The 24597-nt window shown below is 67.1% G+C and carries 26 protein-coding genes; 8 read left to right on the top strand and 18 right to left on the bottom strand.

Translation table 11 applies throughout. The features are described 5' to 3' along the window. Positions 1 to 185: 185 nt before the first annotated feature. The 4 genes from G3446_RS06750 to hemB form a co-directional block, all read right to left on the bottom strand. Positions 186 to 875 carry a hypothetical protein gene (locus tag G3446_RS06750; protein WP_164451967.1) on the bottom strand — a complete coding sequence of 230 codons (690 nt, stop codon included), beginning with the start codon at positions 873 to 875 and terminating at the stop codon, positions 186 to 188. Positions 876 to 887: 12 nt separating this feature from the next. Next, positions 888 to 1766 carry an NAD(P)-dependent oxidoreductase gene (locus tag G3446_RS06745; RefSeq protein ID WP_164451965.1) on the bottom strand — a complete coding sequence of 293 codons (879 nt, stop codon included), beginning with the start codon at positions 1764 to 1766 and terminating at the stop codon, positions 888 to 890. A gap of 93 nt (positions 1767 to 1859) precedes the next feature. Then, entirely contained in the window at positions 1860 to 2681 is an 822-nt protein-coding gene (aroE, locus tag G3446_RS06740; protein ID WP_164451962.1) for a shikimate dehydrogenase, read from the bottom strand. A gap of 166 nt (positions 2682 to 2847) precedes the next feature. Beyond that, positions 2848 to 3861 carry a porphobilinogen synthase gene (gene hemB, locus G3446_RS06735; RefSeq protein ID WP_164451960.1) on the bottom strand — a complete coding sequence of 338 codons (1014 nt, stop codon included), beginning with the start codon at positions 3859 to 3861 and terminating at the stop codon, positions 2848 to 2850. Positions 3862 to 4009: 148 nt separating this feature from the next. On the opposite strand from hemB, the gene G3446_RS06730 reads away from it, so the two are divergent. Then, positions 4010 to 4369 (top strand): thioredoxin family protein, encoded by a 360-nt coding sequence (locus G3446_RS06730; protein WP_164451958.1) that lies wholly within the window; start codon positions 4010 to 4012, stop codon positions 4367 to 4369. 247 nt (positions 4370 to 4616) lie between these two features. Here the strand turns inward: G3446_RS06730 and G3446_RS06725 are convergent, their stop codons facing one another. The 3 genes from G3446_RS06725 to hemF are packed head-to-tail and all read right to left on the bottom strand — an operon-like array spanning position 4617 to position 7820. Beyond that, entirely contained in the window at positions 4617 to 5657 is a 1041-nt protein-coding gene (locus G3446_RS06725; protein ID WP_164451956.1) for a TIGR00341 family protein, read from the bottom strand. 37 nt (positions 5658 to 5694) lie between these two features. After that, positions 5695 to 6858 carry an acyltransferase family protein gene (locus G3446_RS06720; RefSeq protein ID WP_164451954.1) on the bottom strand — a complete coding sequence of 388 codons (1164 nt, stop codon included), beginning with the start codon at positions 6856 to 6858 and terminating at the stop codon, positions 5695 to 5697. 23 nt (positions 6859 to 6881) lie between these two features. Continuing rightward, complete coding sequence (gene hemF / locus G3446_RS06715) at positions 6882 to 7820, bottom strand: oxygen-dependent coproporphyrinogen oxidase (RefSeq protein WP_164451953.1); 939 nt, start codon at positions 7818 to 7820, stop codon at positions 6882 to 6884. A 72-nt stretch (positions 7821 to 7892) separates the two neighbouring features. Here hemF and G3446_RS06710 point away from each other — a divergent pair, with 72 nt between their 5' ends. From G3446_RS06710 to G3446_RS06700, 3 genes are all read left to right on the top strand, one after another. Beyond that, positions 7893 to 10352, top strand: a complete 2460-nt coding sequence (locus G3446_RS06710; protein WP_164451951.1) for a penicillin acylase family protein — start codon at positions 7893 to 7895, stop codon at positions 10350 to 10352. An 18-nt stretch (positions 10353 to 10370) separates the two neighbouring features. After that, positions 10371 to 12338, top strand: a complete 1968-nt coding sequence (locus tag G3446_RS06705) for a hydantoinase/oxoprolinase family protein (protein ID WP_164451949.1) — start codon at positions 10371 to 10373, stop codon at positions 12336 to 12338. Between the two features lie 197 nt (positions 12339 to 12535). Next, positions 12536 to 13720 (top strand): DesA family fatty acid desaturase, encoded by a 1185-nt coding sequence (locus G3446_RS06700; RefSeq protein ID WP_164451947.1) that lies wholly within the window; start codon positions 12536 to 12538, stop codon positions 13718 to 13720. A 172-nt stretch (positions 13721 to 13892) separates the two neighbouring features. On the opposite strand, the gene rpmG is transcribed toward G3446_RS06700, so the two are convergent. The 3 genes from rpmG to radC form a co-directional block, all read right to left on the bottom strand. Next, positions 13893 to 14060 (bottom strand): 50S ribosomal protein L33, encoded by a 168-nt coding sequence (gene rpmG / locus G3446_RS06695; protein WP_005222974.1) that lies wholly within the window; start codon positions 14058 to 14060, stop codon positions 13893 to 13895. 15 nt (positions 14061 to 14075) lie between these two features. Then, positions 14076 to 14312: a 50S ribosomal protein L28 gene (gene rpmB / locus G3446_RS06690; protein WP_164451945.1), complete on the bottom strand. Its 237-nt coding sequence runs from the start codon at positions 14310 to 14312 to the stop codon at positions 14076 to 14078. 105 nt (positions 14313 to 14417) lie between these two features. Next, the gene (gene radC / locus G3446_RS06685; RefSeq protein WP_164451943.1) at positions 14418 to 15092 is read right to left on the bottom strand and encodes a RadC family protein; all 675 of its coding nucleotides are present in this window, start codon (positions 15090 to 15092) and stop codon (positions 14418 to 14420) included. A gap of 100 nt (positions 15093 to 15192) precedes the next feature. Here radC and coaBC point away from each other — a divergent pair, with 100 nt between their 5' ends. From coaBC to argB, 3 genes are all read left to right on the top strand, one after another. Then, positions 15193 to 16419, top strand: coding sequence for a bifunctional phosphopantothenoylcysteine decarboxylase/phosphopantothenate--cysteine ligase CoaBC (coaBC, locus tag G3446_RS06680; protein ID WP_164451941.1), 1227 nt, complete (start codon positions 15193 to 15195; stop codon positions 16417 to 16419). After that, a complete protein-coding gene (dut, locus tag G3446_RS06675; protein WP_164451939.1) occupies positions 16403 to 16861 on the top strand; it encodes a dUTP diphosphatase in 459 nt (152 codons plus the stop codon). Before coaBC ends, dut begins: the two co-directional genes overlap by 17 nt. Before the next feature lie 278 nt (positions 16862 to 17139). Continuing rightward, the gene (gene argB / locus G3446_RS06670; protein ID WP_164451937.1) at positions 17140 to 18036 is read left to right on the top strand and encodes an acetylglutamate kinase; all 897 of its coding nucleotides are present in this window, start codon (positions 17140 to 17142) and stop codon (positions 18034 to 18036) included. 15 nt (positions 18037 to 18051) lie between these two features. Here the strand turns inward: argB and G3446_RS06665 are convergent, their stop codons facing one another. Beyond that, the gene (locus G3446_RS06665; protein ID WP_164451935.1) at positions 18052 to 19077 is read right to left on the bottom strand and encodes a DUF4124 domain-containing protein; all 1026 of its coding nucleotides are present in this window, start codon (positions 19075 to 19077) and stop codon (positions 18052 to 18054) included. Between the two features lies 1 nt (position 19078). Next, the gene (gene pyrE, locus G3446_RS06660) at positions 19079 to 19720 is read right to left on the bottom strand and encodes an orotate phosphoribosyltransferase (RefSeq protein ID WP_164451932.1); all 642 of its coding nucleotides are present in this window, start codon (positions 19718 to 19720) and stop codon (positions 19079 to 19081) included. Positions 19721 to 19851: 131 nt separating this feature from the next. Here pyrE and G3446_RS06655 point away from each other — a divergent pair, with 131 nt between their 5' ends. Further along, complete coding sequence (locus G3446_RS06655; RefSeq protein ID WP_164451930.1) at positions 19852 to 20547, top strand: sulfite exporter TauE/SafE family protein; 696 nt, start codon at positions 19852 to 19854, stop codon at positions 20545 to 20547. 202 nt (positions 20548 to 20749) lie between these two features. Here the strand turns inward: G3446_RS06655 and G3446_RS06650 are convergent, their stop codons facing one another. The 6 genes from G3446_RS06650 to rph all read right to left on the bottom strand — a co-directional run bounded on the left by G3446_RS06650 (position 20750) and on the right by rph (position 24585). Then, positions 20750 to 21040: a DUF167 domain-containing protein gene (locus tag G3446_RS06650; protein ID WP_164451928.1), complete on the bottom strand. Its 291-nt coding sequence runs from the start codon at positions 21038 to 21040 to the stop codon at positions 20750 to 20752. Between the two features lie 13 nt (positions 21041 to 21053). Continuing rightward, a complete protein-coding gene (locus tag G3446_RS06645) occupies positions 21054 to 21629 on the bottom strand; it encodes a YggT family protein (protein ID WP_164451926.1) in 576 nt (191 codons plus the stop codon). Further along, complete coding sequence (proC, locus tag G3446_RS06640) at positions 21626 to 22456, bottom strand: pyrroline-5-carboxylate reductase (RefSeq protein ID WP_164451923.1); 831 nt, start codon at positions 22454 to 22456, stop codon at positions 21626 to 21628. Before proC ends, G3446_RS06645 begins: the two co-directional genes overlap by 4 nt. Positions 22457 to 22518: 62 nt before the next feature. Next, on the bottom strand, positions 22519 to 23214 hold the full coding sequence (locus tag G3446_RS06635; protein WP_164451921.1) for a YggS family pyridoxal phosphate-dependent enzyme: 696 nt from the start codon (positions 23212 to 23214) through the stop codon (positions 22519 to 22521). Next, a complete protein-coding gene (gene rdgB / locus G3446_RS06630) occupies positions 23211 to 23819 on the bottom strand; it encodes an RdgB/HAM1 family non-canonical purine NTP pyrophosphatase (RefSeq protein ID WP_164451919.1) in 609 nt (202 codons plus the stop codon). The genes G3446_RS06635 and rdgB overlap by 4 nt, the downstream gene beginning before the upstream one ends. Positions 23820 to 23865: 46 nt before the next feature. Next, on the bottom strand, positions 23866 to 24585 hold the full coding sequence (gene rph, locus G3446_RS06625) for a ribonuclease PH (RefSeq protein WP_164451917.1): 720 nt from the start codon (positions 24583 to 24585) through the stop codon (positions 23866 to 23868). Between the last annotated feature and the right edge of the window lie 12 nt (positions 24586 to 24597).

Here is a 24597-nt window from a genome sequence, read left to right as displayed (position 1 = left end):
AAACTCATCACGCAATCCTTGCGAGCTTAGCTCAGGTGCTGCGCTTGCCGCAGGCTCATGCAGACATCGACTCGGGCGCTGGTGGACTTCGCTCGGGGCTCGTCCACCCTACGGGAGCGGCTTGCCGCACGCCGGCTCTGGGGCGCGGATCGGTGGACTTCGCTCGGCTCGTCCAACCTACGACGCTAGTGGGCTTGGGGATAGTCCGCTTTCAGCCGGGTCAGGATCTGGGCGAGTCGCTCCAGGGCCTGGCTCATGTCGACGCCCTTGCAGGCCCGGTCGTCTGCGAGCTTGGCGCCCTCTTCCGCGATCTGGGCGATCTGGTCGGAATCGAACAGCTCGATGGCAGCCTCGACCTCGCTCGGCAGGGCGCTCAGCAGCGTCGCTGTCAGCTCTCCCGGGGTGATGGCCGAGTCGGGGCGCAGCAGGTCGGCGACCAGGGGCTGCTCGAGGAGGCGTCGGTGGATGGTCCTGGCCGCTTCCTCGTCGGCCAGCTCTTGCTGAGCGACCGGGTCTTCGCCTGCCGCAAGGCGAATGGCCTTGGTGATGAGATCGACCAGCTTGCGGATGGCCTGGCGCTCTTGGCTGTGGTCTTCGGGCAGGCCGTAGGACTGCTCGTAGTGCTGCTCGAGCTCGCCCTTGAGCGCGATGACCTCCTCGCTCCCGGCATCCGGGGGCAGGTCGACGGCGCGCTGAACCAGGGCGCGAAAGCTCTCGGCGAAGGCCAGCATCTCCTCGTGGTCGGCCTTCTGGGCCTGCAGTAGCCGTTCCGGCGCGACGGGCTGCGCCGGCCAGCTGAAGAGCGGGTTTCTGTGCTTGCGCTTGAGGTGGCGCTCGCGCCAGCCGGGCTTGTGGGTGAAGGGAAGATCCTGCATGGGTGTCGGGTCTCAGGAGGACGGTCCATAGGGATCCGGACACAGGGCCTCGTAGAGCGCCGAGTAGTCCTGATCACCGAATCCCAAGGCCTCGGCTTGGCGGCAGCTGTCTTCGATCGCGCCGATGAGGGCTGTATCCAGGAAGCTCTCCTCGGCGACCTGCTTGAATAGGCGGACGTCTTTCAGGAGGTGCTTGAGTGGGAAGTTGGCCGCGCCGTATTCATGGCTTAGATACTTGTCCAGCTTCTTGTCGAAAGTCTTGGCATAGAGGGCGCTGTCGCGGAGCAGGCCCATGAACTGCTCGACGTCGATCTCCTCGCGGCGCACCAGTCCGAGGCTGAGCGCGAAGGTGGAGGTCAGACCGGCGATGAGCTGGTTCATGGCGAGCTTCATGGCCGCGCCTTGCCCGATCTCGCCGATGCGCTGGGGATCGCGGCTGAGGTCTCTGAAGACCGGCAGGCAGTGCTCGAAGAGCTCAGGGTCGCCGCCGGCCATGAGGATGAGCCTGCCCTCGCGGGCCTCGGGCAGGCTGCCCAAGACTGGCGCTTCCAGGTACTGACCGCCTTGAGCGGCGACACGCCCGGCGATCTCGCGGCTCTCGCGGGGGGCGATGGTGCCCATCTGGATGAGGATACGGCCGTCCAGGGCATCGGCGTCCCCGCTCTCGAAGAGGGTGGCGCGGATCGCCTCGGCGTCGCTGAGGACCAAGAGCGTGATCTCGGATTCGGCGATGGCCTCCGTCGCCGTCGCCCGGGCGGCGAGTCCGCGCTCGCGGGCCGCCTCGGAGCGCTCGGCGCTGCGGTTCCAGCAGAGGACGTCACGCCCCTGGCGCTTCAGGCGCAAGGCGATCTCTGCGCCCATGAGTCCCAAGCCCAATACCGCGGTCTTCATCGCTTCGACTCCCAAGTCGGTTGTTGAAGGGCTGTCGCTGTGGAAGCGCTGCCGATGGCCTGCCCAAGGCGCCGGATACGCTCGGTCCCGAGGCTAGCTCGCGCCGCGTAACCCCTTGATGACGCCTGTGGTCTCGGGGCGCACGCCGCGCCACAGCCAGAAGGACTCGGCCGCCTGCTCCACCAGCATGCCCAGGCCATCGAGGGCACGGCTGGCGCCGTGATCCTGGCCCCAGCGGCAGAAGGCGGTGGGCTGGTCGCCGTAGAGCATGTCGTAGGTCCAGCCGCCCGGCCGCAGACCGTCGTCCGGGATGGCTGGAACTGTGTCGCTCAGGCCGGCCGAGGTCGCGTTGATGATGAGGTCGAAACGCTTGTCCGCAAGCGCATCCAGGCCGCAGCCGGTGACGGGACCCAGCCGGGCGCCGAGCGCGGCCAGGTCGACGGCCTTGGCTGCCGTGCGATTGGCGATGACCAGCTCGGCGAGCCCTGTCTCGAGCAATGGCAGGAGCACGCCGCGTGAGGCGCCGCCGGCGCCGAGCAGCAGGACCCTGGCGCCTCCGAAGTCGAAGCCGTGATTCGCGCTCAGGTCGCGCACCAGGCCGACGCCGTCGGTGTTGTCGCCGCGCAGGCGGCCATCCTCCAGCCGAATGAGGGTGTTCACCGCGCCCGCGGTCTCGGCCCTGGCGCTGCGCTGGTCTGCGAGCGCCCAGGCCTGCTCCTTGAAGGGGACGGTGACATTCAGCCCCTGTCCGCCCTGGGAGATGAATTGCCTGACGTCTCCCGCGAAGTCCTCCAGGCTGCCGAGGATGCGGCCGTACTCCAGATCCTGTGCGGTCTGGCGGGCGAACTCGGCGTGGATGGCGGGTGACTTGCTGTGGGCGATGGGGTTGCCGATGACGGCGTATTGGTCTGGCATGCGTCGGAGGGATGTCGGGGGCGGTTCTCAGGACCTGGCTGGCGGATGCCGTGAGCTGCCTGAAAAAGGTGCGGCAGTCCCTTGCCGCGCGATGTTTGCTCGTTGTCAGCCGTCAGTATGGGGGAGTCTTGTCCATCCTGCGGCGAAAAGGGTCGCGTCGAGGGCGTCAGGCCCCGAGCCAGCGGGCGATGTCCTTGGCGTAGTAGGTCAGGATGCCGTCCGCGCCCGCGCGCTTCATGGACAGCATGGCCTCCAGCACCACGGCCTCTTCGTCCAGCCAGCCGTTCTGGCTCGCCGCCTTCAGCATGGCGTACTCACCGCTGACATGATAGACGAAGGTCGGTGCGCCAAACTGATCCTTGATGCGGCGGACGATGTCCAGGTAGGGCATGCCCGGCTTGACCATGACCATGTCGGCGCCTTCCGCGAGATCCAGCGCCACCTCATGGATGGCCTCGTCCGAGTTGGCCGGGTCCATCTGATAGGTGTACTTGTTGCCGGCGCCCAGGTTCGCGGCCGACCCGACCGCGTCTCTGAAGGGGCCATAATAGCTCGAAGCGTACTTGGCGGAATAGGCCAAGATGCGCGTGTGGATGTGGCCCTCGGCCTCCAGCGCGGTGCGCACGGCGCCGATGCGCCCGTCCATCATGTCGGAGGGGGCGACGATGTCGGCGCCCGCCTCGGCATGGGACAGCGCCTGGCGCACCAGCACCTCGACGGTCGGGTCGTTCATCACATAGCCGGCCTCGTCGATGAGCCCGTCCTGTCCGTGCGTGGTGAAGGGATCGAGCGCCACGTCCGTCATGATCCCTAGCTCGGGCACGGCGTCCTTGAGGGCACGCACCGCGCGCTGCGCCAAGCCGTCCGGATTGAAGGCCTCGGCGGCGTCGAGCGACTTGGCCGACATGGGCGTGACCGGGAAGAGCGCCATGGCTGGAATTCCCATGCGCTGGACCTCGCGTGCCTCCTCGACCAGCAGATCGACGCTCAGCCGCTCGACCCCAGGCATGGACGCCACGGCCTCGCGCTCCCCGGAGCCCTCGAGCACGAAGACCGGGTAGATGAGGTCGTCCGGGGTCAGGGTCGTCTCGCGCATCATGCGGCGCGAGAAGTCGTCGCGCCTCATCCGACGCATCCGGGTCACGGGATAGGCGGAGCGGGGAGTGTCAAGATCAGCCATGGGTCGAGGGGCCTCGGCGTGTGTTCGGCGCGTCCGGGACCATCCCGGCGCTTCAAACCCGCTAAAATAGCGCAGCCGCGGCCTTGGCTCCAGTCATCGCCCTGTTTCGGGCTAAGATCCGAGCCTCCATCCACTTCCGGGCTTCGTCATGCTGCAGGTTTCCCATCCAGATCCGCACATCTTCGACACCGATCACGACCGCTTTCAAGCCGAGGTGGTCGAGGCCTCGCACGGGCACCCCATCCTGGTCGATTTCTGGGCCGATTGGTGCGGCCCCTGCCATGCCCTGACGCCGCACCTCAAGCGCGTCATCGAGGAGCACGAAGGCCGCATCCTGCTGGCCAAGCTGGAGGTCGACGAGGGCGAGAACATGCGCGTCGCCGGCCACTACAGGGTGCGCGGATTCCCCACCGTCATCCTCTTTCAGGAAGGCGAGGAGCGCGGACGCTTCAGTGGGGCGCGCTCGCGGTATCAGATCAACGAGTGGCTGCAGGAGCATCTGGGCTGATCGGCTTGTGCCGCGCTGGCTCGCCCGACTTGCCGGCTTGCGACGCTCTTAGGCGATTTCCGAGAGTCTTCTTAACCAAAGGCGATTCGATCACACGCCATCGGGCAGGCATTGCGTGGGAGTGCCGCCCCGGCGCGACGGATCAGCTCCCACCGTCTCAGTCGCGGCGGGGCGCCGCTCCACGCTGGCGAGAAGGCGAATGCATTCGCCCCTGCAGCACGGGTGATAGCGATCGTCAGACAGCCTCTCAGGACCCTTGCTCCAGGGGCTTCTGCACGTGCTCTTCGATGGCCTCGTCGAGGCTTTCCGGGATCAAGGCGTCGCGCTCGAGGATGACGAAGATGAGCACGAGCAGCGTGAGCACCCACACCAGGACATAGGTGACCATCGCCCGCTTCGCCTTTTCCTTTTCGAGCCATTTGCGCGGACTGATGCCCTTGGCGAAGAAGACGATCTTGCTCGCCAGATTGACGCACACCACGTTCACCGCGAGCAGCAGCCCCGCGCCGCCGGCGAGATCGAAGCGGGCGTCGCCCAGCATGAGCCCGAGCGTCGCCGCTGGCGGCAGCAGTGCCACGGCGACCATGACCCCGACCAGGACGCTGGAGAGGCCTGTGGTCAGCGACAGCGCCGCGGCGGCGCCCGAGGCCAGCGCGAGCGCGACGGATTCCAGGCCCGGCTGGGTGCGCGCGAGCACCTCGTCGCTGGTCAGGTCATTGGGCCAGAAATAGGCGAGCGCCGCCGAGAGCGCGACCGCGACGGCGATGCCGAAGAAGAGGGTGGCGACCGCCTTCCTCATGAGTCCGATGTCGCCCAGCGCGGTCCCGAGGCTCAAGGCGAGATTGGGCCCCAGCAGGGGCGCGATCACCATGGCGCCGATCACGACCGCGACGTTGTCCTCGATGAGGCCGATCGCCGCGACCACGGTCGAGAGCACGACCAGCAGGGCGTAGCTGCCGTCCATGCGCGAGCTCTTTTCGACGCCCTCGTACAGGGATTCCCGCGCCGCCGTCGCCGAATCCTCTTCCTTGCGCTCGCCCTCGTCCGGCTGAGGGATGGAGACCTCGACCGGGAGGACGATGATCCTCGCCATGGGCTGGGCGCCGAGCACCGTCTGCAGGATGTCCAGCAGGCGCTGCAGGCGGCTGTCGCTCACCAGCATGCGCATCTGCTGCATGCCGTCTTCGCCGGCCGGGCCGAGCCGGAAGTCCACGGCCTTGGCGCGCGCCGCCGCCTCCGCGATGGTGTCGGCGCTTCCTGCGTTTGCGATGACCTCGACGTACTTCATGGATGACTCTCCGTTTTGGACCGGCGACAAGCCTGTGTCAGGGCGTCGCGAGCAGGCTTGGCCGTGAGCCGCGCGCGATGACCCGCTCGCCAAGCCGCATGCCAGCGCGCTCGATCGCCTTGTAGCTCAGCGCCGAGGCGGCCGTGAGCATCAGGGCCGTTACCGCGAACGCGGCGAGGAAGGCGCCCGTGGTGCTCGGAATCCACGTATAGAGCAGGTGGTAGGCCGGAGCGAGAAAGACGACCAGGCTTGGGTGCAGCAGATAGAGCGAGTAGCTGACCTTGCCGAGCCTCACCGTGATTCCGTTGACCAGCAGCTTTGCAGGCCGCAGCGCCAGGCCCAACACCAGGCAGGCGTAGATGGGTCCGAGCCAGACCTGCTCGTCCCAAAGCAGGCCGTGCAGTCGCTCGTCGAGCAAGGCCCAGTAGAGCGCCGCGAAGAGCAGGATCAGCAAGGACCCGAGCCGCCGCCGAGACGGTGCGCCCAGCCGCGCAAGATAGCCGCTGTGCAGGCGATAGGCGAGCATGCCGCTCACGAAGACCGGCAGTGCGCTGAGGAAGCTATGATGTCTGACCGTCTCGAGCTGATCCGGCGTCAGGTATCCGGAGGCGACACCATAGTGGTCGAGCAGGAAGGACCATGCGTTGGCTCCCAGTGCTGTGATCAGGAAGAGCGCCGCCGTTCCGCCGACACCTCGGACGCGAGAGAAGATGAGCGGAAAGACGAGATAGAAGAGGACCTCGACCCCGATCGTCCAGCTCGCCCAGACATAGCCGAGGATGTGGGAGGGGAAGAGATTGAACAGGAGCGAGGCGTTGATCAGCACCTCGCTCCCTGAGTGCCAGGTGCCGGTCTGCCAGAGGTCCTTGGCGTAGTAGAAGGCCATCATGACGTAGAAAAGGGGGGCGATCCGGAAGAAGCGCCGGATGTAGAAGTGCCGGATCAAGTGGCGCTCGCCATGCCTCGCGTCCAGTGAGTAGGATAAGGCAAAGGCGCTGAGCACGAAGAAGAGGTCGACGCCCGTGCTTCCGTTGAGGACGTAGTCGGACATCCAGGCTGGAAGCGCCAGACGATCTTCCGGCAGCCAGGCTACATGGAAGAGTAGGACGTAGAGCGCCGCATAGCCGCGCAGGGCGTCGAGGTAGTCGAGCCGGACGAAGGGGGATGGCCGCTTTGGACCTTCCTGGCTGGCCGTCTGCATGGCGGTGGATGCGCCCAGCCCGGCTAAGTCGATGCCGCACCCTCCTCCTCGCCCAGCCAGTCACGCACCACCAGGAAGCGCTCGTAGAGCGCAGCCTCTGGTGTGCCCGGCTCGGGATGATAGTCGTAGCGCCAGCTCACCTCGGGCGGCATGGACATGAGGATGGATTCGGTTCGACCGCCGGATTGGAGCCCGAACAGGGTGCCGCGGTCGAAGACGAGATTGAACTCGACGTAGCGGCCGCGGCGGTATTTCTGGAAGGCGCGCTCGCGATCGCCGTAGGTCTTTGCCCAGCGGCGGTTGACGATGGGCAGATAGCCAGTCAGGTAGTGGTCGCCGACGCTGCGCAGAAAGGCGAAGGCCTGGTCGAAGCCGCCCTCGGCGAAATCGTCGAAGAAGAGACCGCCGACGCCGCGCGGCTCGTCGCGGTGCTTGAGATAGAAATACTGGTCGCACCAGGCCTTGAAGCGCGGATAGAGATCCGCGCCGAAGGGGGCGCAGGCCTCGCGCGCGTTGCGGTGCCAATGGAGGACGTCCTCCTCGAAGCCGTAATAGGGCGTGAGGTCGAAGCCGCCGCCAAACCACCAGACCGGATCCGCGCCGTCTTTGCTGGCGATGAAGAAGCGTACATTGAGATGCGACGAAGGCACATAGGGATTTTGCGGGTGGGCGACCAGAGAGACGCCCATGGCCTCGAAACTGCGCCCGGCCAGCTCGGGCCGCTGGGCGCTGGCCGACGCGGGGAGCTGGTCGCCATGCACGTGCGAGAAGTTGATGCCGCAGCGCTCGAAGACCATGCCGTCCTGCATGATGCGGGTCCGCCCTCCCCCGCCTCCCGGGCGCTCCCAGCTGTCCTGCCTGAATCCGGCGCCGCCGTCGGTCGCGCGCAAGGCGTCGGTGATGCGCTCTTGCAGATCCATCAGGTAGTCCTTCACGGCTTGCGAATCGGGCTGGGTCGGCATCGCGTTGACTCCTCTGCGGTGGGACAATGGCGGCCTCGATCTTAACCAAGCCGCCAACGGGTGTATAAGTCCATGTTGCGTCTTGTCCTACGCTGGACGCTGTCGATCCTGCTTCTGCTGCTCATTGCAGGCGTCGCTGGCGTCTATTGGCTCGGAAAGCGCGCGGAGCCCCTCTATGACGGCACTGTGGCGCTGCCAGGGCTGGCTGCGCCTGTGCGGGTCGTATACGGCCCGCACGCCGTCCCGAGCATCGCGGCGGACAGTCTGCACGATCTGCTCTTTGCTCAGGGCTATGTGGTGGCGTCCGAGCGGCTTTGGCAGATGGACCTGATGCGCCGGCTCGCCAGCGGCCGGCTGGCCGAGCTCTTCGGTCCGAAGCTGCTGCCGGTCGATCGCTTCTTTCGCACCATCGCGCTCGGCGCCGAGGCGCGGCGCAGCCTCGCGGCCCTGGAGCCCGACGATGTCGCCCTGCTGCGGGCCTATGCGGATGGCGTGAACGCCTATATCGCGCGCTCGGCCGGGCGTCTGCCGCTCGAGTACCTGATCGCGCGGCTCGGGCCCGAGCCCTGGCGACCCGAGGACAGCCTGGCGATCGGTGCCTACATGGCTTGGACCCAATCCTTCAACCTGCGCGGCGAGCTGACCTTCCTGCGGCTGGCCCAGCGCATCGGACCGACCCTGGCGCGCGAGCTCTTTCCCGTGGATGAGGGGCTGCCCGCGCCCCTGGTCGAGCCCGAGCTGGTCAGCTATCTGGCGCAGCGGGGGGCTGGGCGCGTCGCCCGGGTCGATCCGGCGCGGCTGGACCGGCTCTTGGCACTGCCCGGCAGGCTCGGGATGCCGATGCAGGGTCCGGCGAGCAATGCCTGGCTGGTGTCCGGCCTGAGATCGGCCACTGGCGGGGCGCTTCTGGCCAACGATCCTCACCTGGCGGCCTCGACGCCGAGCATCTGGTATGAGCTGGAGCTGAGCGCGCCGCAGTTTCACGTCGCGGGGGCCGCCCTGCCTGGGGTGCCTCTGATCCTCATCGGCCACAACGCGGATCTCGCCTGGGGCATCACGTCGGTGATCGCGGATACCCAGGACGTCTTCATTGAGCAGGTGACCGACGACGGTGCGCATGTGCTGCGCTCCGGCGGTGAGTCCGAGCCCATCGCGACGCGCTGGGAAAGCATTGCCGTCAAGGGCGGCCAGCCCGTGCGCGTCGCGATCCGCAGCACGAGCCGGGGCCTCGTCCTCAATGACATCCTTGGCGAGGTCACCGGCAGTCTCATGGACCTGCCGGACGCCGGCCTCGAGGACCTGCTCGTGCTGCGGCAGGCACACGACCAGCCGGATCTCGGCTTTCGCGCGGTCCGTCGGCTCTGTCAGGCGCGGACCCTGGAGGCCGCCATGGCGGCCGGGCTGGACATGCGCCATGTCAGCGCGAATCTCATGCTGGCGCATCGCGATGGCGGGATCGCCTGGCAGATGACAGGTCAGCTGCCCCAGCGCGGCAAGGGCACGGGCGCCTTCCCCCTCCCCGGCTGGATCGACGCCTACGCCTGGCAGGGGCTGGTGCCTCAGGAGATGAATCCAGCCTATGTCGATCCGGTTACCGGCATCTTGATTACGGCCAACAACCGCTCGATCGCGCCCGACTATCCCGTGCGCGTCAGCAATGCCTGGAGCTCGCCGCACCGGGCGCAGCGCATCGCCGCGCTGCTTGCGGGTGAGCCTGTCCTCGAGGCCGACGACATGGCCCGCATCCAAGGGGATCGCGTCAGCCTGCGGGCGCGCGCGGTGCGCGACGCTGTGCTGGCCCTGGAGCCCGAGATCCGCGCCGAGGACGCGGGGGCCTGGGAGCTGGTGGAGACCTATTTGCGGGACTGGGACGGTGCCATGATCGCGGAGAGCCGCTCGGCCGTCTTCGTCGAGCTCCTGGAGTCGGCCCTGTTCCAGGCGCTCTATGGTGACGAGCTGGGCGAGGACCTGCCGGCACTCATGTCGCTTGCCATCGTCCACTATGATCCCCTTGCCGAGACCCTGCGCAGCAGTGTCTCGAGCTTCTGGGACGACGTGACCACACCCGAGACGGAGGCGCCCGCCGAGATCTGGGCGCGGGCGCTCCGGGCGGCCTCGGCAAGGCTCGCGGAGCTGCCTCCGGGCGCCGAGGCCGGAGAGCCACCGGCCCTGGCCCTGGTGCGCTCGGTCGCCTTTCCACATGCCTTCGACGGCCTTCCCCTGGTGGGCGGACTCTTCAGCGCAGGACCCGTGGCTGTGGGCGGAAGCGCGGATACGATCGACGTCGCCAAGGCCCTGCCCCAGGATCTCTGGCGCGTCCTCTTCGTGCCCTCCATGCGGCTCGTCGCGACGCCGGGGGACTGGAGCCAGACGCGCGGCTCGCTAACGCTCGGGCAGTCCGGGCATGTCTTCTCGCCCTACCGCGACGACCAGCTCGAGGATTGGCGCGCCGTGCGCGGCCACGCCTGGCCCTGGAAGGGACCGGCCGAGGGCGCGACAATCGGCGAGCTTCTCCTGAGCCCAGGCAACTGATCGGACCCCGAGCGCTCCATGACTTTGATCGGCATCGACACTGGCGGCACCTTCACCGATTTCGTGCTCTGGCGCGAGGGCGCGATCCGCACCCACAAGGTCCTCTCGACGTCCGATGCACCCGAGCGGGCCATCCTGCAAGGGATCGCGGAGCTTGGCCTGGATCCCCAGGAACTGCGCGTCGTCCATGGAAGCACGGTCGCAACCAATGCCGTTCTGGAGGGCAAGGGCGTGCGCACCCTCTATGTGGCCAATCGGGGCCTGCGCGATGTGCTCACCATTGGCCGCCAGGCACGCGCGGACCTCTACGACCTCCAGCCGCCGCCGCGAACCCCGCCTGTGCCCCGCGCGCTGTGCATCGAGACCGGCGGGCGCCTGGCCGCGGACGCGACCTGGGTGGAGCCGCTGACGCAGGCGGACCTGGATGACTTCAGGGCGAAGGTCGCGCAGCTGGCGCCCGAGGCCGTGGCGATCAACCTCCTCTTCTCCTATCTCGACGACAGCGCCGAGCGCGCCCTGGCGGACGCCCTGCCGAGCGACCTCTTCGTCTCCCGCTCGTCCGAGGTCTTGCCGCTGACCGGCGAGTACGAGCGGGGCATCGCGACCTGGATCAATGCCTGGGTCGGGCCTGTCGTCGCCGGCTATCTCGATCGCCTCGCGGCAGGTCTGCCCGGTGCGCGCGTCTCGGTCATGCAGAGCAGCGGCGAGGCGGTGGCGGCCGATCAGACCGCGCGCCATGCCGCCCGGCTCCTGCTGTCCGGTCCGGCCGGCGGCTTGGCGGGCGCGGCCTTCGCCGCCGCTGCCGAGAAAGACTCGCCGCGCCTGCTGAGCTTCGACATGGGCGGGACCTCGACCGACGTCGCCCTCATCGACGGCGAGCCACGGCTGACCACGTCCGGCCGCATCGCCGGCTATCCGGTCGCCCTGCCCATGGTGGACATGCACACCATCGGCGCGGGTGGAGGCTCGATCGCCCAGGTGGACGCGGGTGGGATCCTGCTCGTCGGTCCCGAGTCGGCCGGCGCCAGCCCGGGACCGGCCTGCTACGGCCGAGGCGGGACGCGGCCGACGGTTACGGATGCCAACCTGGTCCTGGGTCGGCTGGACCCTGAGGGCTTCCTCGGCGGGCGGATGCGGCTGGATGTCGCGGCGGCGCGCGAGGCCCTCGGAGGCGTTGCACGCCAGCTCGGTCTCGCGGTCGAGGAGACTGCCTTGGGCATCCTGCGGATCGCGAACGAGCACATGGCGCGTGCCCTGCGGGTGATCTCAGTGCAGCGCGGGCTGGACCCCCGCGGCTTCACGCTGACCTCGTTCGGGGGTGCCGGAGGCCTGCACGTCTGTGCCCTTGCCGAGGCACTGGAGATGAGTCAGGCCCTGGTGCCAGTTCACGCGGGCGTGCTCTCCGCCTTGGGCATGCTGGTCGCCCCCGCCGGCCGCACCCTGACGAGGACCCGGCTGGGTCTGATTGCCGAGCTGGGCGACCAGGAAGTCGCCGCCGCCCTGCAAGCGCTCGCGGACCAGGCCGCCGCCGAGCTTGCCCGAGAGGGCTGGGAGCCGGATGGGCTGCGAATCGAGCGCTCTCTGGATCTGCGCTACCGCGGCCAGTCGCATACGCTGAATCTCGCCTGGAGCTCGGTCCAGGCGGCGATCGAGGGGTTTCACGCACGCCACCAGGCGGCCTATGGCCATCGCCTGGAGCTGCCCGTCGAGCTGGTCAACCTTCGGGTGCGTGCCCGTGGCCCTCTGCCCGGGCTGCGGCTGCCTGAGCTCGAAGCCGAGGCCGCTCTCGTGGCCTCGCGGGACTTGTTTGCCTATGGCTGTGATGCACCCGTCCCCGTGATCTCCCGGGAGGCCGTCGCGCAGCGGGCGTCCGTCAGCGGTCCGGCGATCATCGCGGACGCGGTCTCTACGACCTGGCTGGCGCCCGGCTGGGCCGCTCGCCTCGATGGGTGCGGGAATCTGCAATTGAGCCGGATGGCCGCCTGAGTCCTGCCTCGATATCGGGCCGCGTGGAAGCGCGCTCGCCGAGGCAGCAAGGAAAATTCCCTCGCGCTCAGCATTGCGATTGCAAAGCGGGATCATCGACTCGAACTTCAGATGGATAGATCGGTAGACCTGGGCAAGGTGCCCGTCCAACCGAGCCTCGCGTTTCTCCCTGAATTCCCCCTCGACCCGGAGCTCCGATGACCCTTTACGGCATCCTCGACGTAGGTATCTGGCAAGCAGTGCTGGCCGCCCTCGTCATGACCCACATCACCATCCTTGCAGTGACGGTCTATCTGCATCGCTCTCAGGCCCATCGCGCACTGGACTTGCATCCAGTCGTCTCGCACTTCTTCCGCTTCTGGCTCTGGCTCACGACCGGCATGGTGACGCGGCAGTGGGTGGCGGTGCACCGCCGTCATCATGCACGCTGCGAGACCCCGCTCGACCCGCACAGCCCACAGGTCTTGGGCCTGCGCAAGGTGCTGATGGAGGGCGCGGAGCTCTATGCCGAAGCTGCCAGCGACGAAGATACCATCGACCGCTTTGGCAAGGGTCAAACCCATGATTGGATCGAGCGCAGCCTCTACGGACGCTTCCACTGGCAGGGAATTCTGGTGATGCTGGCCATCGACCTGCTGCTCTTCGGTGTCTACGGCATCACGATCTGGGCGGTGCAGATGCTCTGGATCCCGTTCTGGGCTGCGGGTGTCGTCAATGGTGTGGGCCATTTCGCCGGCTACCGCAATTTCGAGTCGCCCGACGCCTCCACCAACATCGCCCCTTGGGGCATCCTGATCGGTGGCGAGGAGCTTCACAACAATCATCACGCCTTCCCCAGCTCGGCTCGGCTGTCGTCGAAATGGTGGGAATTCGATCTCGGTTGGCTCTATATCCGGCTGCTCAGCTCGGTCGGGCTCGCCAAGGTGCGGCATCTCGCGCCCAAGCCCAGGGTGGTCGCCGGCAAGCAGCATCTGGACATGGACACGCTGAGCGCCGTGATCCGCAGCCGCATGCATGTCATCGCCCGCTACGGCCAGGAAGTGCTCGCACCAGTCGCCCGCGCCGAGCTCTGCCGCGACGCCGCTCATTGCCGTCGCTTGGTGCGCAAGTCACAGAAATTGCTGACGAAAGAGGCAGGGCGTCTGGATGCGGCGGCGCGCCAACGGGTCGAGCAGCTGCTGGCGCAGCACCAGACCTTGGCGACCGTCTACCACTTCCGGGAGCGTTTGCAGGAAGTCTGGGATCGGCGAGCCCCGACACAGGAGGCGCTGCTCAAGATGCTGCAGGACTGGTGTCAGCAGGCGGAAGGAACGGGCATTCAGGCCTTGGAGAGCTTCTCGCGGAATCTCCGCGGCTATTCGCTGGAGGGCACGCACCGCTGACGACCCTGCGAGCCGCGGCAGCAGGTGACTCGGACAATGCGACTATCATCCGACTGATGCGCGCCATGGATGGCAAACCACAGGCGTTCGGACACGATAAAGCCCGCACGGAGGCGGGCTTTGTCGGGGCGCCATGTACGCAAACCGGCTCGGAGCGCCGGCTCGAGCGGACCTATTTGATCTTGCCTTCCTTGTACATGACGTGCTGGCGGACGACGGGATCGAACTTCTTGATCTCCATCTTGCCAGGCTGATTGCGCTTGTTCTTGGTCGTGGTGTAGAAGTGACCAGTCCCGGCGCTCGAGTTCAGACGAATCTTCTCGCGTGCTGCCTTTGCCATTGACGGACCCTCCGGTTAGACCTTTTCGCCGCGTGCACGGAGGTCGCCGAGCACGGAATCGATACCATTCTTGTCGATGATCCGCATCCCCTTGGTGGACAGACGGAGCTTGACCCAGCGCTTCTCGCTCTCGACCCAGAATCGCTTCTCGTGCAGATTGGGGAGGAAACGGCGCTTGGTCTTGTTGTTCGCGTGCGAGACGTTGTTGCCGGTGAGGGGGCGTTTACCGGTAACCTGACATACCTTGGACATGGCGGGAATCCCTGCAAGTCGGCGTGTATTCGATTGATAAAGAAGCGGAAGGCTAACATGGGCCTTGCTTGTCGTGCAAGTATCGGTTTCGTCTTCACTTCCTGACTAGAGCAGCCCGCGCTCGGCGAACGAGGTGCCCTCTCCTTCGCCGACGATGATGTGGTCGAGCACGCGAACCTCGATGATGGCGAGGGCGTCCTTGAGCCGTTGCGTGATGCGCAGATCGGCTTGGCTGGGCTCTGCGACGCCGGACGGATGATTGTGCGCGAAAATCACGGCTGCCGCATTGGTCTCGATGACGCGCCGCACGACTTCGCGCGGGTGGACACTGGCGCCATCAATGGTGCCGTGGAAGAGCTCGTCGTAGCGGATGACGCGGTGGCGGTTGTCGAGAAAGAGGCAGGCGAAGACCTCCTGGGGCGAGCCGTAGAGGCGCATCTTGAGATAGTCGCGCGTGGCTTCGGGGCTGGTCAGGACGTCCTGGCCGCTGATCCGTGTCAGCAGATAGCGGCGGCTGAGCTCGAGCACGGCTTGGAGCTGGGTGTACTTGGCGGTGCCCAGTCCCTTGGCGGCGCAAAAGCGGCGCTGGTCCGCGGCGAGCAGCCCGGCCAGGCCGCCGAAGTCGGCGAGCAGGTCGCGTGCGAGATCCACGGCGCTCCGTCCGGTGACACCCGTGCGGAGAAAGATGGCCAACAGCTCGGCATCCGACAGGGCGCCAGGGCCGCGCTCCAGCATCTTCTCGCGCGGGCGCTCGTCCTCCGGCCAATCCTTGATCGTCATCTCCGCCCTCCTTCGCCCCGCCCCCGCGCGGCGAATCAGTTAAGATTTCAGGTTGTGCGCCAATAAGCCGAGCGCGAGAACGAAGATACACGATTTGGCGATGAGTCATCAGCAAGCTAACGAGGTGCCAGGGAGCAATCTATTGCTCGGGGTCGGCGGCGGCATCGCCGCCTACAAATCGGTCGACTTGGTGCGCCGACTCAAGGAGCGCGGCGCCGAGGTGCGAGTCGTGATGACCGAAGCGGCGACCGGCTTCGTCGCGCCCCTGACCTTTCAGGCCGTCTCCGGCCAACCAGTGCGGACGACGCTCCTGGATCCCGCGGCCGAGGCCGGCATGGGCCACATCGAGCTGGCGCGCTGGGCGGATCTGCTGCTGATCGCCCCCGCCACGGCGGATCTGCTGGCGCGTCTGGCCCACGGCATCGCCGACGATCTCCTGACGACGCTTGCGCTCGCCACCGAGGCGGAGCTGGTCCTGGCGCCTGCCATGAACCAGGCCATGTGGCGCCATCCGGCGACCCAGGCGAACATGGAGACCCTGCGTGGACGCGGCGCCCGCATCCTGGGTCCAGGTCAGGGCGAGCAGGCCTGCGGGGATGTCGGACCTGGACGCATGCTGGAGCCGGTCCAGATCGCGGACGCGATCCTTGCGCGAGCCGATGGTCCGCTGGATGCTGTGCGCGTGCTCATGACCGCCGGGCCGACGCGAGAGCCTGTGGATCCGGTGCGTTTTCTCGGCAACCGCAGCTCGGGGCGCATGGGCTATGCCTTGGCCGAGGCCTTGGTCGGACTGGGCGCAGAGGTGGCCCTGGTCACGGGGCCGACCGCCCTGCCCGCTCCGCCGGTCGCCGAGCTGGTGCGGGTCGAGTCGGCGCTGGAGATGCACGCGGCCGTGATGAGCCGGGCGTCGGGCTGCGATCTCTTCATCGGGGCGGCGGCGGTCGCCGACTATCGCCCGGTCGAGCCGGCGGGCCGCAAGATCAAGAAGGACGCCGGGGAGCTGAGCATCCGCTTGGTGCGCAACCCGGATATCCTGGCCGAGGTCGCCGCCCTGAGCCCCGGGCCCTTCACGGTGGGCTTCGCCGCCGAGACCGATCGGGTGATCGCCTATGCGCGCGGCAAGCTGGAGAAGAAGGGGCTGGATCTCATCGCCGCCAACCAGGTGGGCGGCGAGCGCGGAGGCTTCGAGAGCCAAGACAACGCCCTGACGGTCCTTTGGGACGGCGGCAGTCGCGAGCTGCCCATGATGACCAAGACGCGGCTCGCGCGCGAATTGGCCGTGCTCATCGCCGAACGATATGGAGAGCGCCATGCAGCATCGGCTTGAAGTGAAGATCCTGGATCCGCGCCTGGGGAGCGCCTTTCCCATGCCCACCTATGCGACCGAGGGCTCCGCCGGGCTCGATCTGAGGGCGATGCTCGAGGCGCCGCTGGATCTGCCGCCCGGCTGTAGCGAGCTGCTGCCCACGGGCATGGCCGTGCACATCGCCGAGCCCGGCGTGGCGGGCATGATCCTGCCGAGATCCGGGCTGGGGCACAGGCACGGCATCGTCCTCGGCAACCTGGTCGGCTTGATCGATTCCGACTATCAGGGACCGCTGCTGGTGTCCTGCTGGAATCGCGGCAACGCCACCTTCCGCATCGAGGTCGGCGAGCGCATCGCCCAGCTGATGCTCGTCCCCATCCTGCGGGCGGACCTGGTCGTCGTCGACGCCTTCGATTCCTCGATCCGGGGCGAAGGCGGCTTCGGTCACACGGGAAAACACTAGGCGCATTCCCGAGCCCAAGGGGTGCAGGTCGTGACGGGTGCAGTGGGCTTGCGGCCGGAGGTCCTGCCAAAATCCGAGCCTATGCGGTCCGCAGAGAAGGCCCCGCTCGGTCTCGCTCATGGGTGCGGCTAAGGTGCCCGGCTCGTCTCCCGGTCTTGAGCCGCGCTCTCGGTGTGGCTGGCATCCAGGCGCGGGTCGAGGGTCGGCATCACCGCCTCTTGGGACCTTGCGGCTCGCCATTCAGAACCTTTCAGACTAGCTAGAGAGCCATTCCACCCATGTCATTGCCAAACGAGCGCGCCCAGACCATCGCCAAAGTCCTCATCGAGGCCCTGCCCTACATCAAGCGCTTTCAGGGCAAGACCATGGTGATCAAGTACGGCGGCAACGCCATGGTCGACGAGCCCCTGAAGCAGGGCTTCGCGCGCGACGTGGTGCTGATGAAGCTGGTGGGCATCAACCCCGTGATCGTCCACGGCGGCGGGCCCCAGATCGGGTCCCTGCTTAAACGGCTCGGCAAGGCGAGCGAGTTCGTGCAGGGGATGCGGGTGACGGACGCCGAGACCATGGACGTCGTCGAGATGGTGCTCGGCGGCCTGGTCAACAAGGAGATCGTCAACTTCATCAATCAGCACGGCGGCTCCGCGGTTGGGCTGACCGGCAAGGATGGCGATCTGATCCGCGCCCGCAAGATGCTCTTGAAGCGCGACGCCCCCGAGCTCAAGGCCCCGGAGATCATCGATATCGGCCACGTCGGCGAGGTCGAGAGCATCGATCCCAGCATCGTGAACATGCTGGTCAACAGCAATTTCATCCCGGTGATCGCACCCATCGGGGTTGGCGAGGACGGCCGCTCCTACAACATCAATGCCGATCTGGTGGCCGGCAAGATGGCCGAGGTCCTCAAGGCAGAGAAGCTCTTGCTGCTAACCAATACCGCTGGTCTCTTGGATGCCGAGGGGCAGCTGATCAGCGAGCTGGAGGTCGGGCGCGTTCAGGAGCTGATCGAGGAAGGCGTCATCAGCGGCGGCATGCTGCCGAAGATCGGCTGTGCCATCGACGCGGTGAGCTCCGGCGTCAAGACGGCGCACATCATCGACGGGCGGGTCGAGCACGCGGTCATGCTCGACCTCTTCACGGATACCGGCGTCGGTACCCTGATCCGGGCACGCTGAGCGCGCCCGGCCGTCTCACTGACGCATGATCTGCGGGTCGTCCGGGCGGACGAGCGCGGAATGGAAGCCGTCGCGGATCTCAGGGATGGTCGGATTCGTGCAGTAGAGGCTCGCCGTGAGACGATTCTTGCACTGAACATCCAGGTAGAGATGGACGGGCTTGTCGGGTGCCGTCTGGGTCCAGGACAGTGTCAGGCTGCGGTCTTCGCGCTCGTCTTGGGCGAACCCGATCAGCAGCCCAGGTCCGGCGACCTCCGTCTTCACATTGGAGTGGGAGCGCACATAGTCGTTGGCGCGCTCCCAGTACTTGTTGCACTGCGCCGAGCTCTTGCAGGGCACGAGAATGGATAGTCTCAGCTCGGAGGTGACCGGCTCGGTCGACTCGTCCGGCTCCGGGAGCCGCTTCAGCTGGCGATAGTGCGCGACGATGTCCCGAAACTCGTTGCGGATCTCTTGCTTGCGGTACTCTTTCTCCACCACTTCGGCATAGCCGTCGCGGATGCCGGCGACGGCCTTGTCGATCTCGGCCTTCAGCTCGTCTGGAGCCGGCTTGCCATCCTTCTCGAGCTGGGCGCGTTTCGCGTTGAGGTCGCGTAGTTGGCTCGTCTCGGCGCGGACGCGATCGCGCGTCATCTGGATGGTGGCCTCCACCGCGGCGATCTTGCCGTTGCGGGCCAGCTCGAGGTCGTCGATCGTCTTGTAGGTCCGCAGGAGCTTCTCGTCCGCCGCCTTCTGCTCCGCGAGCCGTTTCGCCTCCTCGGCCTTCTGGCGCTCCAGCTCCTTCGCCTTCCGGATCTCCTCTTCCGTCGGCGCGGGCGGGACTTCCTCGACCTCGACGCCCTCTTTCGACATCCGCGCCCGCGCCTTGTCGGCGTGCGAGGGCGGGACCTGGTCCGTGTAATGCACTTCGCCCTTGTCGTCGACCCACCGGTACAATTGCTGGGCTTGGGCGTCGCCGAGCCAGATCGCGGCGACGAGCGCTGGGATCATGGCCTTGGTGAGACGGGGCTGGTGGGCTTGGTGATGGGGGCTCGCGATCATCTCAGACTCCGTAGCGTGATCTGTAGTCCTGCATTCGCTCCACAAGCCCGGCGTCATCGCCCGACTCGTCGAGATAGGCGATGAGGTCCGTCAGGGTCAGAATGCTGTGGACCGGCATACCATAGGTGTCCTGGACCTCTTGAACGGCGGAGCGCGCATCACGCCCGCGCTCCTGGCGGTCCAGGGCGATGACGACCCCGGCCGGCTCGGCGCCGGCGGCGCGGATGATCTCGACGGATTCGCGCACTGAGGTGCCTGCCGTGATGACGTCATCGATGATGAGCACGCAGCCCGCGAGCTTTGTGCCAACGATGGCGCCGCCCTCGCCGTGGTCCTTCGCCTCCTTGCGATTGAAGGCATAGGGTGTCTCGCGCCCATGCTGGGTTGCCAGGGCCATGGCGGTTGAGGCGGCGAGCGGAATCCCCTTGTAGGCGGGTCCGTAGAGGACATCGAAGGCGATCCCGGAGGTTTGGATGGCCGCGGCATAGGCCTCCGCCAGGCGGGCCAGCCGTCCGCCCGTGTTGAAGAGCCCGGCGTTGAAGAAGTAAGGGCTTTGTCGCCCCGACTTGAGCGTGAAATCCCCGAATCTCAGTGCAGCGATCTCGGTGGCGAAGCTCAGGAGCTCACGTTGGTAGTCATGCATTGCGGGTTTCCTGCGGACGGAATGGGCCGACATGGCGGGGATGCTCGCGCCCTTGAGCCTTTTCGTGCTCGATCAGTCGAGGGTAGCAGGCCTCGGAGCCCAATCCAGGGCCCTTTGACGGAATTGCCGCCATGGTCACGTTAGAGTCAGGAGTCTACCTCACCGCGCTGGTCGTCGGGCTGCTCGGCGGCGTGCACTGCCTGAGCATGTGCGGAGGCCTTGTCAGCTCGCTCACCCTGGGGCTGGAGGCGCGCGTCCGCCGGGATCCCTTGCGCATGCTCCCCTACCAGCTCGCCTACAACCTGGGCCGCTTGACCGGCTACGCCGTCGCCGGCGCCCTGGTCGGCGGGCTGGGCGCCATCCTGCTGCAGCTCGACTCCCTGCAGGTCGTGCAGCGTCTGCTCTATGCCTTGGCGGGCACGGTCATGGTGCTGCTGGGGCTCTATCTCGCCGGCTGGTGGCGCTTGCTGGCGGTCGTCGAGCGCCAGGGGCTCTGGCTGTGGCGCCGTCTGGAGCCCATCGCGCGACGCCTGCTCCCGGTCCGCCGCTGGCCGCAGGCCGTTATCATCGGCTTCATCTGGGCCTGGATCCCTTGCGGACTGGTGTACAGCGTGCTGCTGACGGCGGTCGCGACCGGCGGCCCCGTCGAAGGGGCTGTGGTCATGCTCGCGTTCGGTCTGGGCACGCTGCCGAACCTCTTGGGCATCGCCCTGCTCGCGGGCGCCGCGGCGCGCGTCGCCGAGCGGGTCTGGGCACGTCAGCTGGCAGGCCTGCTGGTGATCGCCTTCGGCATCTATGCGCTCTGGCAGGTCGGATTCGCGGGCTGAGCTGCGTCGGCCTGGGGCTCAGCGATGAGGGAAGACCGAAAGGCCGGTGATTTGAGCCGCGAAGGCGCAAAGGGCGCTAAGAAAATAATGACTTGCCCTGTGTGCGTGATTGGCGCCTTGATGGGGTCCGCCTGATCATTCGTGCCTTCGGCGGATCAATCGCTTTTCCTGGAGCCGCGGGCTGGGCTGTGCCGTCGCGAGGTCATTCGCGGTCGACTTCGATTGGGAAGGCCTTGGGCGCCTGAATCCTCAAGCGCTTGTACCTGGCGTGCTCGCCGCCGAGGATCTCGACCTTCGAGGGCGCGACGCCGAAGGACTTGGCGACGAAGCGCTGCAGCGCCTCGTTGCCCTTGCCATCCACGGGCGGTGCCTTGATCCGGACACGATAGTGTCCTCCCGAGGGATCTGGGCCTTGCCAGGCGTCCTTGGGCGCGCGTGGCTGTACCCGCAGCGACAGCTCCAGGTCATCGTCCTTCCAGCGGTACCAGCTCATGCAGGATGCGGCCTCAGAAGGGGCTGCCGACCAGCCACTTGAGCGGTGGAATCAGGAGCATGTTCAGCAGGACCAGGCCGATCATGACGAGCATCGGCGACAGATCGATGCCGCTGATCGGGCGGATCAGGCGCTGTGCCGGAAGCATCAGGGGGTCGGTCAGCCGCGACAGCAGCGCGACCGCTGGGTTGTAGGGATCGGGATTTACCCAGCTGAGGATGACGCGGATGAGCACGGCGAAGAGGAAGATGTTGATGAAGAGCTCGACCAGGCTCGGAATGGCCCAGCCCAGGGCGGCGAGCGGGGAGCGGTCCAAGCCGATGATCATGACCAGGATGGCCAGCTCGAGCGCCGACAAGAGCCAGGCCAGCACCAGCGCGGCCAGGTCCATGCCGCCGTAGCCTGGGATGACCCGCCGCATCGGCCTGAGCACGGGCGAAGTCACCTTGACGACGAACTGCGAGATGGGGTTGTAGAAATCGGCCCTGGCCCATTGCAGCAGAAAGCGGATCGCGACGACCGCGATATAGAGACCGAAGAGGGTCTGGATCAGAAAGACGACCGGATTGAGCAGGTAGGAGTCCGTCATTGGTCCTCCGAGAGGGTTTTGGAAAGCGCTTTGGCGCGATCGCGCGCGGCGGCGGTCGCGCCTGCGACCAGCGCGCGCAGATCCGCGTCGGCGAAGACGCCGAGCGCGCGCTCCGTGGTTCCGCCAGGCGAGGTGACTTGCTCGCGCAGCCGCGAGGGTGGTGCATCGCTCTCCATGGCCATCTTGGCGGCGCCCAAGGCCGTTTGGATCGTTAGGAGACGCGCGGTCTCCGCATCCAGTCCGAGCGCGATGCCGGCCTCCTCGAGTGCCTCCATGAAGAGGAAGAAGTAGGCAGGGCCGCTGCCCGAGATGGCGGTGACCGCGTCTATCTTGTCCTCATCCGCGACCCAGCGGACCAGTCCGGCCGCCCGCAGGATGGTCTCCGCGCGGTTGCGTCCCTCGGCGTCGACCTCCGGGCTCGCGTGCAGTCCGATAGCGCCGGTCTGGACCATGGACGGGGTGTTCGGCATGGCGCGCACGATGGGCAGAGGGCGCCCGAGCCAGTCTTGGATGGCCTGCTCGGGCACGCCGGCCATGATCGAGACCACGAGCGGCGTCTCGCCGGGAATCTCGGCGGCGATTGCAGTACAGACCTGGCGGGCGATCTGAGGCTTGACGCAGAGCACGATCGTATCGGCGCCGGCCAGGGCCTTGGCGCTCTCCGCGAAGGCGTGCACCCCATAGCGTGCCTGGAGGGCATTGCGCCGCTCTGGATTCGGCTCGGAGACGCGAATGTCTTGCGCCGCATAGCCGTCCGCGACTAGGCCGGCGATGAGGCTGGTGGCCATGTTGCCGCCACCGATGAAGGCGATCTTGGCGTTGCTCATATCTTCCCCGGAGAAGCTCGATGTCTGAGGTCGGCGCCCGGTTGCCGCGGGCGCTTGAGGCGTCAATTATACGGGCGCGGACCGAACACCGCCGTACCGATGCGCACCTGGGTCGCGCCCTCGAGGATGGCGGCCTCGAGATCGTCGGACATCCCCATCGACAGACAGGGCAGGGGCTGCGCGGGGCTCGCCAGCTGGTCGCGCAGACCCCTGAGTGCCGCGAAGGGCTCGCGCTGCGAGGCCTCGTCATCCGCTGGCGCAGGCAATGTCATGAGGCCGCGCACCCGAAGGCGGGGCAGGGCGGTGCAGGCGGCGAGGAGATCCGGAAGATCGGCAGGATCCACGCCGGCCTTGGTGCTCTCGCCGCTCAGGTTGACTTGCAGGCAGACGTTCAGCGGCGGCGCGTCGGCCGGGCGCTGATCGCTGAGCCGGCGCGCGTGGCCGAGCTCGGACAGGCCATGCACCCAAGCGAAGCTGGCCGCGATCTGGCGGGTCTTGTTCGACTGGATCCGGCCGATGAAGTGCCACTCGATGTCCAGGTCTTGCAGGGCGTCGATCTTATCCAGGCCTTCCTGGACGTAGCTCTCGCCGAAGATGACCTGGCCCGCGGCATAGGCGGCACGGATGGCCTCCGCGGGCTGTTTCTTGCTGACCGCGATCAGCGCGATCTCTTCGGGAGACCGCTCGGCGCGTGCGGCCGCGTTGCGGATGCGCTCGAGAACCTGCTCGAGTCGCGAGGCGACAGACCCATCCATCATGATTCCAACAGCCGCTGCAGCTGTCTGAGTGCCTGACCGCGATGGCTGAGGCTGTTCTTGGTCTCGGGGTCGAGCTCGGCCGAGCTGCAGCCGTGGGTCGGGACGAAGAAGATGGGGTCGTAGCCGAAGCCGTTGGTGCCCCTTGGGGTGGTCAGGATACGGCCCTCCCAGGTGCCCTGGCAGATCAGCGGGGTTGGATCCTCGGGGTGGCGCAGATAGACGAGCACGCACTGGAAGCGGCCGGTCCGCTCAGCCTCGGGAGCCTCGGCGAGGTCGCTCAATAGCTTCCTTAGGTTCTCCTCGTCCGAGGCGCCGGCTCCCGCGTAGCGTGCCGAATAGATGCCAGGAGCCCCGCGCAGGGCGTCGACCTCGATCCCCGAGTCATCGGCGATGGCCGCCAGGCCGCTGTGCGCCGAGGCGTTCCGGGCCTTGATGATGGCGTTCTCGACGAAGGTGAGCCCGGTCTCCTCGGCCTCGGGCACGCCGAAGTCGCCCTGAGGCCGAATTCGGATCTGCGCGCCGGCAAGCAGCTGGCCGATCTCCCTGAGCTTACCGGCGTTGTTGCTCGCCAGGACGATCTGCTCACCCCTGTGTGACCGACTCATGTCCGTCCCTCCTCAAGCCTTGTGCCCATCGACCGCTCGCGCCCGCTCAAGAGCCCTTCAGGGCCGCCAGCTGAGCGGCCTGGATGTCACGGATGCCGGCCGCCCCCAGCTCGAGCAGCGCGTCGAGCTCTTCGCGGCTGAACGGCGTGCCTTCGGCGGTTCCCTGGACTTCGATGAAGCGTCCGGAGCCGTCCATGACCAGGTTCATGTCCGTCTCGGCCGTGCAGTCCTCTGCATAGTCTAGATCGAGGACCGGGGTGCCTTGATAGACGCCGACGGAAACGGCGGCAATCTGGGCGTGAATGGGGTCCTGCTTGAGCTGGCCCTTCGCCATCAGGCCGTCGATTGCGTCGCGGAGCGCAACCCAGGCCCCGCTGATCGACGCCGTTCGGGTTCCGCCGTCCGCCTGGATGACATCGCAGTCTAGGGTGATGCTGCGCTCGCCGAGCAGCTCGAGATTCGCCGCCGCGCGCAGTGAGCGGCCGATGAGGCGCTGGATCTCCAGGGTGCGGCCGCCTTGCTTGCCGCGTGCCGCCTCGCGTGCGGTGCGCTCGCTGGTGGCGCGCGGCAGCATGCCGTATTCAGCGGTGATCCAGCCGCGGCCCTGGCCCCGCAGGAAGGGTGGGACGCGCCCTTCGACGCTCGCGGTGCAGAGGACGCGCGTCTCGCCGAACTCGACGAGCACGGATCCTTCGGCGTGGCGGGTGTAGCCGCGAGTGAAGCGGAGGGGGCGCAGCTCGTCGGCGCGACGTTCGGATGGTCTCATGATCGGGAATCT

The organism is Thiorhodococcus minor, from assembly GCF_010820565.1.
GTDB classification, from domain to species: Bacteria; Pseudomonadota; Gammaproteobacteria; order Chromatiales; family Chromatiaceae; genus Thiorhodococcus; species Thiorhodococcus minor.
Note: the sequence above shows the minus strand (reverse complement) of the source record. Positions and strands in the feature narration are given on the sequence as shown.